Source organism: Allobosea sp. AAP35, from assembly GCF_001295925.1.
Taxonomy (GTDB): Bacteria; Pseudomonadota; Alphaproteobacteria; order Rhizobiales; family Beijerinckiaceae; genus Allobosea.
Window position 1 is genome coordinate 46,288 of sequence record NZ_LJHQ01000073.1, and the last position, 12,526, is coordinate 58,813.

At 67.4% G+C, this 12,526-nt stretch carries 12 protein-coding genes; 8 read left to right on the forward strand and 4 right to left on the reverse strand.

Annotation, left to right across the window (positions count from 1 at the left end; genetic code table 11):
- Positions 1–3: 3 nt before the first annotated feature.
- Complete coding sequence (locus IP69_RS22450; protein WP_349236311.1) at positions 4–192, reverse strand: type II toxin-antitoxin system RelE/ParE family toxin; 189 nt, start codon at positions 190–192, stop codon at positions 4–6.
- 426 nt (positions 193–618) lie between these two features.
- On the opposite strand from IP69_RS22450, the gene IP69_RS20465 reads away from it, so the two are divergent.
- The 4 genes from IP69_RS20465 (at position 619) to IP69_RS20480 (ending at position 4,594) form a co-directional block, all read left to right on the forward strand.
- Positions 619–1,584, forward strand: coding sequence for a hypothetical protein (locus IP69_RS20465; protein WP_054144668.1), 966 nt, complete (start codon positions 619–621; stop codon positions 1,582–1,584).
- A 107-nt stretch (positions 1,585–1,691) separates the two neighbouring features.
- The gene (otnI, locus tag IP69_RS20470; RefSeq protein ID WP_054144669.1) at positions 1,692–2,501 is read left to right on the forward strand and encodes a 2-oxo-tetronate isomerase; all 810 of its coding nucleotides are present in this window, start codon (positions 1,692–1,694) and stop codon (positions 2,499–2,501) included.
- Entirely contained in the window at positions 2,501–3,499 is a 999-nt protein-coding gene (locus IP69_RS20475; RefSeq protein WP_054144670.1) for a glucokinase, read from the forward strand. Before otnI ends, IP69_RS20475 begins: the two co-directional genes overlap by 1 nt.
- A 48-nt stretch (positions 3,500–3,547) precedes the next feature.
- On the forward strand, positions 3,548–4,594 hold the full coding sequence (locus tag IP69_RS20480; RefSeq protein WP_282568252.1) for an acyltransferase: 1,047 nt from the start codon (positions 3,548–3,550) through the stop codon (positions 4,592–4,594).
- Between the two features lie 10 nt (positions 4,595–4,604).
- Here the strand turns inward: IP69_RS20480 and IP69_RS20485 are convergent, their stop codons facing one another.
- Positions 4,605–4,943 (reverse strand): hypothetical protein, encoded by a 339-nt coding sequence (locus IP69_RS20485; protein ID WP_054144672.1) that lies wholly within the window; start codon positions 4,941–4,943, stop codon positions 4,605–4,607.
- A gap of 136 nt (positions 4,944–5,079) precedes the next feature.
- Between IP69_RS20485 and IP69_RS20490 the strand changes: the two genes are divergently transcribed.
- Both IP69_RS20490 and IP69_RS20495 read left to right on the forward strand, forming a co-directional pair.
- Positions 5,080–6,888 (forward strand): ATP-binding cassette domain-containing protein, encoded by a 1,809-nt coding sequence (locus tag IP69_RS20490; RefSeq protein ID WP_054144688.1) that lies wholly within the window; start codon positions 5,080–5,082, stop codon positions 6,886–6,888.
- Between the two features lie 36 nt (positions 6,889–6,924).
- Positions 6,925–7,671 (forward strand): SDR family oxidoreductase, encoded by a 747-nt coding sequence (locus tag IP69_RS20495; RefSeq protein WP_054144673.1) that lies wholly within the window; start codon positions 6,925–6,927, stop codon positions 7,669–7,671.
- Positions 7,672–7,808: 137 nt separating this feature from the next.
- Here the strand turns inward: IP69_RS20495 and IP69_RS20500 are convergent, their stop codons facing one another.
- Entirely contained in the window at positions 7,809–8,702 is an 894-nt protein-coding gene (locus tag IP69_RS20500) for a metallophosphoesterase (RefSeq protein ID WP_054144674.1), read from the reverse strand.
- 332 nt (positions 8,703–9,034) lie between these two features.
- Between IP69_RS20500 and IP69_RS20505 the strand changes: the two genes are divergently transcribed.
- Entirely contained in the window at positions 9,035–9,547 is a 513-nt protein-coding gene (locus IP69_RS20505; RefSeq protein ID WP_054144675.1) for an NUDIX domain-containing protein, read from the forward strand.
- 186 nt (positions 9,548–9,733) lie between these two features.
- Positions 9,734–10,234: an N-acetyltransferase gene (locus tag IP69_RS20510; RefSeq protein WP_054144676.1), complete on the forward strand. Its 501-nt coding sequence runs from the start codon at positions 9,734–9,736 to the stop codon at positions 10,232–10,234.
- A gap of 99 nt (positions 10,235–10,333) precedes the next feature.
- Here IP69_RS20510 and IP69_RS20515 read toward each other — a convergent pair whose 3' ends face one another.
- The gene (locus tag IP69_RS20515) at positions 10,334–12,433 is read right to left on the reverse strand and encodes a hypothetical protein (RefSeq protein ID WP_054144677.1); all 2,100 of its coding nucleotides are present in this window, start codon (positions 12,431–12,433) and stop codon (positions 10,334–10,336) included.
- Positions 12,434–12,526 lie beyond the last annotated feature (93 nt).

Sequence of the window (12,526 nt, forward strand, 5' to 3'; positions counted from 1 at the left end):
CGTTCAGCGCTCTGCGTCCGATGCCGGATCGCGCGCCGTATGGCGGACAGCAACGATCACGACATCTTCAGGCGAGAGCTGGTAGTAGAGCGCGTAAGGATAGGGCGTTGCGAACAGGCGACGCAGGCCCGGTTCTTCTGTCGATTGGCCTGCAAAGGGGTGGCTGCAAAGCAGCTCTGTCAGATCTTTGATGCGTTGCTATATACGTCGGGCGCCATTCGGCGAATGGGCTGTGATGTAGTCGAGCGTCGCTGCGAGCTCGATCAACGCCTCCGGCGTGTAGCGGAGCCTCACAAGTCGTGTTTCCGCCAGACAGCCGCAACCTCCCTGTCCGTCGCGAACTCGCGCCGACCGGCCTGGCCGAGCGAGGTCGCAAGAGAGGCTCGCAGCTCAGGTGAAAGCGCGACAGATGCCGGCTCGTTTCGGGCAGCCGCCAGAATCAAGCCAGCAAGTTCGTCCTGCCTGTCCGGTGGCAGTGCGCGTGCCGCTTCAAGCGCAATTTTGAAGAGCTCCGTCATGGCGTAACTCTACAGAATTTCGCCCGGAGACGCTATGCCTTCCATCGTCGCCTGACAGAGGCGCTCCGTAGCTCGGCCTTCAAGGCTTCAAGGATAGACAATGATCTCTGTGCTTCGCCCGCTTTTTCTCTCGCTGACGCTGTTCGCTTCGCCTGCCTTGGCCGCCAGCGACGTGGCGGTGGAGGTCAAAAACGAATCCGAGCCGGTGCTCTGCGCCGAGAAGGACAATGTCACGATCAAGGCGATCTCGCCCGAGGTCCGCCGCTTCCAGATCGAGGCGGCGCACCCGGCCTATATCGCCGGGCTTTTGCGCGACAATTGGGAGGCCGACTGGACCGCCTGCGACATGACGGGCGACCCCGTCTTCGCCGCGCAGACGCCGCCGCGCCGCGTCACCTTCTATGAGAGCATCGAGTACTGGCTCGTCGGCTACACCTTTCCGACCTTCTGGCGCCCCTCCGACACCACCTTCAAGGTGGGGGACCGTGTCGAGAAGGGCCTGCATCTCGTCCAGCTCTGGAAGCTCGGCAAGGACCGCTCGCATGAGCTGCTCGTCGTTTATCCGCAGGACGGCTACTGGCGCGCCCGGCCGATGCCGCCCTCGCAGCTGCCCGCCACGGCCTATGGCTCCTCCTTCCTCTTCGGCCCGATCGAGCAGGACGGGGCGCGGCCCGTCGTCAATATCAGGGAAATCGAGTTCGACCCCAAGACGACCTCGTTCACGCTGAGCTTCAAGGACGGATCGACCGGCACGCTGAAGCTCGACAGCGTCGATGAGAACCGCATGGTGCTGGATGCCGTGCTCGACAAGCCCGTGACCGGCGGCAAGGCCTTCGTCGCGCTGCGCTCGATGTATGTCACCGAGGGCAACAACGATGTCGCGCAGATCGCGATCCGCGAGCCAGGTGCAAAGAGCTGGCGTGAGGAGAAGCTGATGCCGTTTACCGGCGGCAAGGCGACCGACATCTGGATGGGCCGGACCACGCATTCGCGCCACAACACCTCCTCTCCCGACATGGTGTTCCGGAACTTCGCGAAGGACCCGAACTCGCCGGCCAAGAAGTAGGGCGTTCCGTCAGGCGCCGGAACGCTTGCCGGCGTTGATGCGTTGCCGCATGACGCGGGCCGCGCATCGCGCTAGCTTCGCGCATTGCCACCTACTCCGGGACTGCCATGCCGCGCTTTGCCGCCAATCTGTCGATGATGTTTACCGAATGGGCGTTCCTCGACCGCTTCAAGGCAGCCGCCGATGCCGGCTTCCCGGCGGTGGAATTCCTTTTCCCTTACGAGCACCCGGCCGAGCCTATCGGGCTGGCGCTTTCGGGCGGCGAACTTCAGCAGGCCCTGTTCAACCTGCCGCCTGGGGATTTCGCCGCGGGCGAGCGCGGGATCGCGGCGCTGGTCGGCCGAGAGGACGAATTCAGGGCGGGTGTCGAAACCGCGCTGGCCTACGCCCATGAGACCGGCGTCAAGCGCCTGCACATGATGGCTGGTCTGGCCGACGCCGAGGACGCGGCCGCGCAAGAGACCTATCGCGCCTCGATTGCCTTCGCCGCCGATGCGCTCGCGCCCCATGGCATCGATCTGCTGCTGGAGCCGATCAACGGCAAGGATATGCCGGGCTACTTCCTCAACGACTTCGACCGCGCAGCGTCCTACATCCGCGAGGCCGGGCGGCCCAACGTCAAGCTGCAGTTCGACATGTATCATTGCGAACTCATCCATGGCGATGTCGCGGGCAAGCTGAAGGCCCTGTTTCCCCTGGTCGGCCATGTCCAGATCGCCAGCGCCGCCGGCCGCCACGAACCTGACGACCAGGGCCCCGATTATCCCGCCCTGTTCGCGCTGCTGGACGAGCTTGGCTATAAGGGGTTCGTCGGTTGCGAGTACCGTCCCCGCGCCGGCACGCTCGAAGGGCTGGCCTGGTTTGCCCCCTATCGACGCCATGATTATCCGCGGGCCGACCCGCTGGACGTCGCGTGATGCCGGATTTCGCCTATCCGCTTCTGGTCGCCGATATTGGCGGGACGAATTGCCGCCTGGGATTGGTCGAACGGGCCGGGGCTTCACCTGTCCATCTCGCCCGGATTGCCACCGGCAGCGCCCCGACGCCGGAAGCCGCGTTCGAGGCGGTCCTGACCACGCTGTCACAGCGCCCGCGTTCGGCGGTGCTGGCCGTCGCCGGGCCGCTCGAAGGACGCATGGCGCAGCTGACGAATGCGCAATGGCATTTCGATGGGCCTTCCCTGGGGAAGGCGCTCGGCCTTGAACAAGGCCTGCTCGTGAATGATTTCGAGGCGCAGGCGGCCTCGCTGTCCGTGCTGGGCGCCGGCGACATGACCACGCTGGTGACGGGCGAGCCTGATCCCGCCGGGGTACAGCTTGTGCTCGGGCCAGGCACGGGATTTGGAGCGGCGGCGCTGCTCAGCCGCGCCGGGCGCGGCGTCATCGTGCCGACGGAGAGCGGGCATATCGGCATCGGTCCCGAGGATCCCACCGAGGAAAAGATCTGGCCTGCCCTGGCAGCGGGGATCGAGCGCGTCACGGTCGAGGCGCTGCTGAGCGGCGACGGGCTGGTGCGCCTTCACCGTGCCGTGGCCAGCCAGGCGGGGATGCTGGAGCCCGATGTCAGCGCCGCCGATGTCACGACGCTGGCGCTCGACGGCGATCCCGTCGCCCTGAAAGCCGTGGTCTGTTTCTGGCGGCTGCTGGCGCGGGTGGCGGGGGATCTCGCACTCGTCTTCAAGGCCACGGGCGGGGTCTATATTTCAGGCGGAATCGTGCCGCGCCTGCTGCCGCTGGCTGAGCGCGGCGCGATCCGGGCGGTCTTCGCGGGCAAGCCGCCGATGGAAGATCTGGCGGCGCGCTTTGCGCTGCATGCCATCACCGCCCCCGACGGCGCCGAGCGGGGACTGGCCGCGATCGCGGCCGCGCCGCAGCGTTTCGGCCTCGACGATCCTTCCCGGTTGTGGTTTGCCTGATTTCGGCGCGCCGGCCGGCGGGCTGCAAACCGACCGTCACGCGCTGCCTTGTCTGCCATCCTCCCCATTCAGGCGCTTCGGGCGCTCGCGGCCTTCATGGTCGCCGTACATCATGTCCAGCCCGATGCCGCCGTGCTGGCGCGGCAGGGGGGGCTGAGCTTCGCGCGCAGCGACGTGCTGCCCTGGATGGCGGGCGTCGACATCTTCTTCGTCGTCTCCGGCTTCATCATGGTCCATGCCTCGGGCTCGCTGTTTGGGCGTCCTGACGGGCCGACCCTGTTCCTGCAGCGCCGACTCGCGCGGATCGTGCCGCTCTACTGGGCGGCGACGACACTGTTCCTGCTGACGGGTCTGATCGTCCCGGCGCTGCTCAACTCCGGCACGCCCAGCCTGGGGCAGATCGCCGCCTCCTATCTGTTCTGGCCTGCCGTCTCGCCACAGGGCCTCGTCCAGCCGGTCTATTCGCTGGGCTGGACGCTCAATTACGAGATGCTGTTCTACGTGCTGTTCGCCGCCGCGCTGGTGCTGCCTGCGCGCTTCGTGGTGGCGGCGGTTACTTTCGCGCTGGTGGCGCTTGTGGCGAGCGAAGCGCTGGCCGGACCGCTGCCACTTCCGTTCGGCTTCTGGGGACAGCCGATCGTGCTCGAATTCGCAGCCGGCATGGGCCTGGCCCTGCTGCGGCAGCGCGGCCTGCGGCTGGGCGCGGCGCTGCGCTGGTCATTCGTGGCGGGCGCCGTCTTGCTGCTCCTGTCCGGTCAATATCTTTTGCTGCCGGCAGGTCCTTGGCGCGATCTCGCTGTGCACGGCACGGCCGCGACGCTTCTGGTCCTGGCTGCGGTGTCCGGCTTCCAGGCGGGCGTGCCGCCGCGGCTGATGACAGCTTTCGCGCGGGTCGGCGATGCGTCCTACGCGCTCTACCTCGTCCACCCATTCGCGATCCGCGGCTCGCGCGAGGTCTTCACGCTCGCCGGCATCCACGAGCCCGCCCTGTTCGTCGTGGTCGCGCTGGCGGTAGCGGTGATTGCGGCACTGGTCGTCCACCAGCTGTTCGAGGTTCCCATGACCCGCGGGCTGAGGCGGCTGTCGGGCGCCTGAGGCGGCATGCCTATCGCAGGCGCCGGCCCTTCAGCGACTGGCCGACGACGCCACCGCTGCGGCGGCGCTCGGCGCGCCTGGCCTTGATCGCTTCGACATGCTCGGGCTGCGGATGATAGCCGCGCTCCATGATCTCGAGAGCGTATTCCTCATAGGTCAGGCCGAGCGCCTGCGCGTTCTCCTCGCGACGCAAGGCGATGTCGCGCGGCTTCTTCCAGGCCTTGCGATGGGCGAAGCGCCAGTCGAAGGTGGTGCCGATCATGCCGGAACCCGTCGCCGCGCGGCGCTTGCGCGGTTGCAGCGGTGGGCCGCCATTATGGCCGATCCCGATCTTGCGTAGGCGCGCCATGATTCTTCAACTCGCAGGGCTGCGACCCGATGCTACGGGTCGAACTGGCTTTGGCAAGGGCTGTGCCACGGCCTGCGGGCGTGACATCGCGGCCCTGCCGGGCTATCTCGCCTGCTTCCCCTTCACGGACATCCCCATGGCCCCCTTGCTCCATCTGCGCGACGTCGCGCTCACCTTCGGCGGACAGCCGCTGCTGGAAGCCGCCGAGATCTCGGTCTCGGCCGGAGAGCGCGTCTGCCTCGTCGGCCGCAACGGTTCGGGCAAATCGACCCTGCTCAAGATCGCCGCCGGGCTGGTCGAACCCGACAAGGCGGTCCGCTTCGTTCAGCCGGGCTGCACCGTGCGCTATCTGCCGCAGGAGCCTGACTTCACCGGCTACAAGACCTCGCTGGCCTATGTCGAGGCGGGGCTGGGACCGGGCGACGACGCCTATCGCGCGCAGTATCTGATCGACGAACTCGGCCTCACCGGCGAGGAAGACCCGGCGACGATGTCAGGCGGAGAGGCGCGGCGGGCTGCGCTGGCGCGGGTTCTGGCGCCGGAGCCCGACATCCTGCTGCTCGACGAGCCGACCAACCATCTCGATCTGCCCGTGATCGAATGGCTCGAGCAGGAGCTCAAATCGCTGCGCTCGGCGATGGTGCTGATCAGCCATGACCGTCGCTTCCTGACGACGCTGTCGCGCGCCACGATCTGGCTCGATCGCGGGCTGACGCGGCGCATGGACAAAGGGTTTGGCGAGTTCGAGGCCTGGCGCGACGAGGTTCTCGCGCAGGAGGAGGTCGACCGGCACAAGCTCGACCGCAAGATCGCCCGCGAGGAGGACTGGCTGCGCTATGGCGTCAGCGCGCGGCGCACGCGCAACCAGAGGCGGCTCGGCGAGTTGCACGGTCTGCGCGAGCAGCGCCGCACGGCGCGCTTTGCCGTCGGCAGCGTCAAGCTCGAGGCCAGCGAGGCGCAGACCTCGGGCAAGCTGGTGATCGAGGCGGTCAATGTCGCCAAGGCCTATGGCTCGAATGTCGTGATCAAGGATCTGTCGCTGCGTGTGGCGCGCGGCGACCGGATCGGCATCGTCGGCCCCAACGGCGCCGGCAAGACGACGCTGATCAACCTGCTTACGGGCCAGCTCGCGCCCGATTCCGGCACGGTGAAGCTCGGCGTCTCGCTGGAGATGGTTACGCTCGACCAGCGCCGCGAAAGCCTCGATCCGGCGATCCCGCTCGGAGACGCGCTGACGGGCGGTGGGTCCGACCAGGTCATGGTCGGCGACACGCCGCGCCACGTCATCGCCTATATGAAGGACTTCCTGTTCCAGCCGCTGCAGCGGCGCACGCCGATCGGCGCGCTGTCGGGCGGCGAGCGCGGCCGGCTGATGATCGCGCGGGCGCTCGCAAAACCCTCCAACATGCTGGTGCTGGACGAGCCGACCAACGATCTCGATCTCGAGACGCTCGACCTGCTGCAGGAGCTTCTGGCCGACTACAAGGGCACGGTGCTGCTGGTCAGCCACGATCGCGACTTCATCGACCGCGTCGTCTCGGCGACGCTGATCTCGGATGGCGATGGCGTCTGGACCGAGTTTGCCGGCGGCTACACCGATATGCTGGCGCAGCGTGGCCGTGGCGTCGGGGCGAAAGTGAGGGCGCCGGTCGGCAAGGCGCAGTCTGCTGAGGACGCGCCGACCATCGCCGCAGCCGCGCCGATGGCGAAGCGAAAGCTCTCCTTCAACGAAAAGCATGCGCTGGAGACGCTGCCCGGCAAGATCGAGGTCCTCCAGGCCGAAGCCGCGAAGCTCAATGCGGCGGTCGCGGGCGATCTCTACACGCGCGATCCCAAGCTCTTCGCCAAGGCCACGACGCGCCTGGAACAGATCTCCCGCGAGATCGCCGGTTTCGAGGAGCGCTGGATGGAGCTGGAGACGCTGCGCGAGGATATCGGGGCGTAAGGCCTGGAAGTCTGGGATAATGGGCGGAGGCAGACCATGAGACTGAGCGGCAAGACGGCACTGATCACCGGCGCGGCGCAGGGCTTCGGCTTCGGCATCGCCGAGACCTTCGTTAGGGAAGGCGCCCGCGTCGCGCTGCTCGATCTCAACGGGGAGAAGGCGCAGGAGGCGGCCAGCGCGATCGGGGGCGGGGCCTTTGCCGTGACCTGCGACGTCGCAAGCGCCCGCAGCGTCGACACGGCAGTGGCACAGGTCATCGCCGCCTTCGGGCGGCTCGACATCATCGTCAACAATGCCGGCACGACCCATCGCAACATGCCGATGACCGAGGTGACGGAAGCAGAGTTCGACCGGGTCTTCGCGGTCAACGTCAAGTCGATCTATCTGATGGCGAAGGCGACCGTGCCGCATTTCCGCGAGCATGGCGGCGGTGTCATCCTGAACATCGGCTCGACGGCGGGCGTCCGGCCGCGGCCCGGCCTGACCTGGTACAACGGCTCGAAAGGCGCGGTGAACCTGCTCTCGAAGTCGATGGCGGTCGAACTGGCGCCGGACCGCATCCGGGTCAATGCGATCGCGCCGGTGGCCGGCGAGACGCCGCTGCTGGCGACCTTCATGGGCGAGGACACGCCCGAGAAGCGCGCCCAGTTCCGCGCCTCGATCCCTTGGGGCCGGCTCTCAACGCCGCAGGACATGGCCAATGCGGCGCTGTTTTTGTGCTCCGACGAGGCGGAGATGGTGACGGGGACGGTGCTGGCCGTCGATGGCGGCCGCTGCATCTGAGCAGCACAGCCGTCATTCCGGACAAGCCGCGAAGCGGCGCCGATCCGGAATCCATCATTGAGCGCTATCGTGTCTTACGATGGATTCCGGGTCTGCGCTTCGCTTGCCCGGAATGACGGCTGATGCTGTCGGGAGCTTTAAACCAGCTTGGTGTGCAGCGCGATCTCCTGGCGGCGCATGACGGTCCCGTCGAGCTCGAAGCAGCGTTGCTCCAGGGTGATGTGCGGCGCTTTCGCGTCGCCCTCGATCCGGAACAGGTGCCAACTCGCCATCTCGCCATGGCCGAGCGGCCCGATCGAGGCCGAGGGCACGCCGACGATGGGCACATCGCGCCCGAGCCCGGGCCGCCAAGCGAGCGAAAACCGGTGGTTATGGCCGTGGAGGACGAGATCGGCGCCTTTGCGGGCGAGCATGGCCTCGAAGGCGGTGGCATCGACCAGTTCGCGGGAGCGCCTCGCACCCCCGACATAGGGCGGGTGATGGATCAGTACGACGCGGATCAGGCCCTCCTCGCGCGCGCGATCGAGCAGGACTTCGGCCCTGGCGATCTGCTCGCGGCCGACTTTGCCCGTCGCCATCAGCGGCAGGGTCGGGACGCCGGTGTTGAGCCCGATCAGGGCGATATTGCCGGCTCGACGATACCAGGGATAGCCGACCTCACCATCGTCTCCGACAACCCAGGGGGCCAGGATGCCGGCGAGTGCCTTGAGCGAAGAGCGCGTATAGGCGTCATGGTTGCCCGGCACGAAGCTGACCGCATCGCGCGGCCCCAGCGTATCCAGGAAGGTCACGGCCGTCCTGAACTCCTGCGGCAGGCCGATATGGGAGACGTCGCCGGTGCAGGCGACGTGGTCGGGCAGCTGAGCGCGGATATCCGCGACGATCAGTGCCAGAATGTCCATGTCATGGGCGTGGCGGCGCTTGCGACGCCAGTTGACGTAGCCGGTCGCGCGCTTGCCGAGCAATTGATGCAGCGCAAACCTTGCGATCGGGGCAAGGTGCGGGTCAGACAGGTGCGCGAGCTTGAACACGGCTTAAGCGCTTGCCCCGCGACCCATCCCCCGTCAAGCGCCGAAACGGACACGCTTGCGCGTGTTCGTCTCTCGACAAGGCGTCAGTTGGCCGCGCCGGTCAGTTCGGACACGATACGCGAATCGGTCAAGGTCAGGGCAGGCTGCCAGATGAAAGCAGGCTTGGCACGAAACCAGGCAAGGATGAATGAGAGCAACATGACGCGGGTCCCCAGCGATGAAGCAGTGCTATCTGCCTGGTTTGCGGCGCGTTTGTGACGTATGGGAACCTGCAGCGGCCATCTGCTATGCGCCAATTGCATAGACAAATCATAAACCATAAGGGGAGGGGCATGACGGAGCGCCTGTCGGAAACCAGCACCAGGGAGCCTGAAGCCGGGCTGACGCGGCTTCAGCGGCTGCAGGTCCGCGTGCTTCATACCTATTTTCGGCTCGTGCGCGGCATGACGCTGGGGGTGCGTGCGGTCGTCCTGAACGGAGCCGACGAGGTCTTCCTGATCCGGCATACCTATACGCCGGGCTGGCAATTGCCGGGCGGCGGTGTCGAGACGGGGGAAACGTTGAGCGAGGCGCTGGCCAAGGAGCTGCGCGAAGAGGGCTGTATCCGGATGACGGGCCTCGCTCAGCTTTACGGCATCTATTTCAATCGGAAGGTCTCGCGTCGCGACCATGTCGCGCTCTATGTCGTCCGGGAGTTTGTCGTCGACGCGGTCAAGAAGCCGGATATGGAGATCGCCGAGGCGCGCTTCTTTCCGCTCGACGCCCTGCCGGGGGGTCTGACGCCGGCGACGCGGCGACGTCTGGCCGAGGTTGCCGGGGGCCTGGCGCCCGCCGCCGATTGGTGAGCATCGACCGCCGTGGACGACCACGCGACGCTCTGCTACAGCGCCGCCTCATGACGACTGGGCACCTCATCTCCCTGCTGCGACGACCGACGCGCTGAACGCGCTTGCCGGCATGGCCGCGCCTTGCGCGGACCCTGCGTTCACACCGTCCAGCTTTGTTCTGCCGCCCGCAGGTTTGCCGCCGTCATGACCTCCTTGCCTTTGACCATCCGCCATGAGCTTCCCGTCGATGCCCCCGCGATCGAGCGTCTGCATGAACGTGCCTTCGGTCCGGGCCGTTTCGCTCGCACGGCCTTTCGCCTGCGCGAGGGCGTGGCGCCCGACCCGGCTCTGACCTTCGCGGCCCATGTAGGTACGTTCCTGGTCGGTTCGATCCGGCTGACGCCGGTGTCGGTCGGCGGCCACAAGGCCCTGATGCTGGGGCCGCTTACAGTCGATCCCGCCTTTGAGGGGCGTAGGATCGGCGCAGCCCTGATGAACAAATCGATCGAGGCAGCGCGGGAGGCGGATCACGAACTCATCTTACTGGTGGGGGACGCGCCCTATTATGCGCGCTTCGGCTTCACAGTGATTCCGCCCGGCCAACTCGTGCTGCCGGGCCCGGCCGATCCGGCGCGGTTCCTGGCGCTAGAACTGATCGAGGGCGTGCTGGCGCAGCGGCGGGGCGTGGTAACGGCGATCCGGTAGAAATCGTCATTGCGAGCGCAGCGAAGCAATCCAGACCGTCAGCGCCCTACGTCCGTCCCCCTTGATTGCTTCGCTGCGCTCGCAATGACGGGAAGGCCGTCAGGCGGCCGCGTCCGGGCGCCGGTTGAACTTGCGGCCGCTCTCGCCGATCCAGCCGGCGACGAGCGCGCCGAAGAGCAAGGCCAGACCGATCAGCCCGATAAAGAGCGGCGAGATCTGGACGCCGCGCACGATGCCGGAATCGCTGATGCGCAGGCCGATCCAGTCCGAGCCGGAAAACTGGCTGCCGGCCCGTACCGGCACAATGCGCGGCACCGTCACAGCGGAGCCGGTCTCCTGGCCGATGCGGCGCGAGGAGCCGCCACTGGCCTCGGTCAGCGCCTGAAGCGCGGACGGGTTGCTGACGACCTCCATCAACTCGCGCGGGTTTTCCGGCCCGACGCTGGCGAAGGCGGTGAGGTTGTCGCCGGCGATGCGGTGCAAGCCGAATTCGCTGCTGGGAATGCGGGCTGTGAACAGGCCGGGACGTCCGGGCTCAAGCGGGATCGAGCGCGACTGGCCGTCGGGCCCGGTGACGGTGAGGGGAGCCGGGTTGTCGCCCAGAGTCTGGCGCTCGACCTCGATCACACCGCCGCGCGCAACCGCCCGCAGCGCCTCCTCCTCGAGATCGGGCTCCTTCATCAGCCAGTGGCCGAGGCGGCGCAGCAGATCAAGATGCGGGCCGCCATCGCGGAAGCCGCGCGCCCAGAGCCAGGCATGGTCGGAGAGAAACAGCGCGACGCGGCCCTTCTGTTCGCGCGCGAGCACCAGCAGGGGCCGTTCGCCGGGCCCGGTCATGACCGAGGAGCCAGTGCGGGCGCGGGCGCCGACCATGCGCAGCCATTCCCCCCATTGCGGCGGCTCGACCTCGGAGCCCGGCAGGTCGCGCGTCACCGGGTGGCGTCGTCCGGGATCGCTGACGCGGGCGCGATAGGCCTCATCGATCACCGAACCATCGGGAATCGCCGGCAGGATCTGGTTGAGCGGCGTGCGGGCGAGTGACTGGCCGCCGGCATATTCCGGTCCGGCTGCGATCAGGAGCGCGCCGCCCTCGCGGACATAGCGGACGATGTTGTCGAAATAGACCAGCGGCAGGATCGACTGGTTGGCGTAGCGGTCGAAGATGATCAGGTCGAATTCCTTGATCTTGACCTGGAACAGCTCACGCGTCGGGAAGGCGATCAGCGAAAGCTCGTTGATCGGCGTGCCGTCCTGCTTCTCGGGCGGGCGCAGGATGGTGAAATGGACGAGGTCGATATTGGCGTCGGCCTTCAGCAGGTTGCGCCAGGTGCGCTCGCCGGGATGGGGCTCGCCCGAGACCAGCAGCACGCGCAGCTTGTCGCGCACGCCGTCGATGGTGATGACGGCGCGGTTGTTGGCGAGCGTCAGTTCGTTGTCGAGCGGGGCCGCCTCGATCTCGACGACATTGGGGCCGCCGCGGTCGATCCGCACCGGCACCGACACGGTCTCGCCGACGGTGACATCGCGTCGTGCGATGATCTCGCCATCGCGGCGGATGGTCAGTCCGGCGCGGCCGGGTCCGCCCTTTTCCAGCACGCGCAGACGCACGACCTGGTCCTTGCCGACGATGCCGAAGCGCGGCGAATCGACCAGCACGATGCGGCGGTCGATTTCGCGCTCGCGGCCCGTTGACAGCACATGCAGCGGTGCGCGCAGGCCCAGCGCCTCGGCGGTCGGCGGCGCATCATGGGCGAGCCCGTCGGTGATGACGATCGCGCCCGCGACACGCTCCGAGGGCACGTCTGCCAGGCTCGCGGCCAGCGCCTCGAACAGGCGCGTGCCGTCGCCCGAGCCCTGCGCGTCACGGACCTCGACGATGCGGGATTCGACATTGGTCAGGCCGCGCAACTGGCGCTCGACCTCGGCCTCGGCGGCCTGCGTCTGCGCCGTGCGGTCGGACAGGCGGTTCGACCCCGAACGATCGACCACGACGGAGACGACGTCCTTGACCGGCTCGCGATCCTCGAAAACCAACGACGGATCGGCGAGCGTCACCGTCAGCACGGCGAGCGCGAGCGCGCGCAGGATGGCGCTCTTGCCCGCCAATACGATCGCCGCGCCGGCCGCCAGGGCAGCCAGAGCGGCCAGGCCGATCAGCAGCGGCAGCGGGACGAGGGGGGCAAAGGAAAGGCTCCACATCAGATCGATTTCCTGTTCCAGCTCGGCCCCATGCGCGTCATCAGTCGCGTTAGGACACGGCAGGCACGACGCCACTCCCTCCCCCCCCCCCCC

What these genes read in the sequence shown, in the direction of transcription:
- IP69_RS20515 (WP_054144677.1), bottom strand. Translation starts at nt 12,433, where the DNA reads ATGTGGAGCCTTTCCTTTGCCCCCCTCGTCCCGCTGCCGCTGCTGATC.
- otnI (WP_054144669.1), top strand. Translation starts at nt 1,692, where the DNA reads ATGCCGCGCTTTGCCGCCAATCTGTCGATGATGTTTACCGAATGGGCG.
- IP69_RS20495 (WP_054144673.1), top strand. Translation starts at nt 6,925, where the DNA reads ATGAGACTGAGCGGCAAGACGGCACTGATCACCGGCGCGGCGCAGGGC.
- IP69_RS20510 (WP_054144676.1), top strand. Translation starts at nt 9,734, where the DNA reads ATGACCTCCTTGCCTTTGACCATCCGCCATGAGCTTCCCGTCGATGCC.
- IP69_RS20465 (WP_054144668.1), top strand. Translation starts at nt 619, where the DNA reads ATGATCTCTGTGCTTCGCCCGCTTTTTCTCTCGCTGACGCTGTTCGCT.
- IP69_RS20485 (WP_054144672.1), bottom strand. Translation starts at nt 4,943, where the DNA reads ATGGCGCGCCTACGCAAGATCGGGATCGGCCATAATGGCGGCCCACCG.
- IP69_RS20490 (WP_054144688.1), top strand. Translation starts at nt 5,080, where the DNA reads ATGGCCCCCTTGCTCCATCTGCGCGACGTCGCGCTCACCTTCGGCGGA.
- IP69_RS20475 (WP_054144670.1), top strand. Translation starts at nt 2,501, where the DNA reads ATGCCGGATTTCGCCTATCCGCTTCTGGTCGCCGATATTGGCGGGACG.
- IP69_RS20505 (WP_054144675.1), top strand. Translation starts at nt 9,035, where the DNA reads ATGACGGAGCGCCTGTCGGAAACCAGCACCAGGGAGCCTGAAGCCGGG.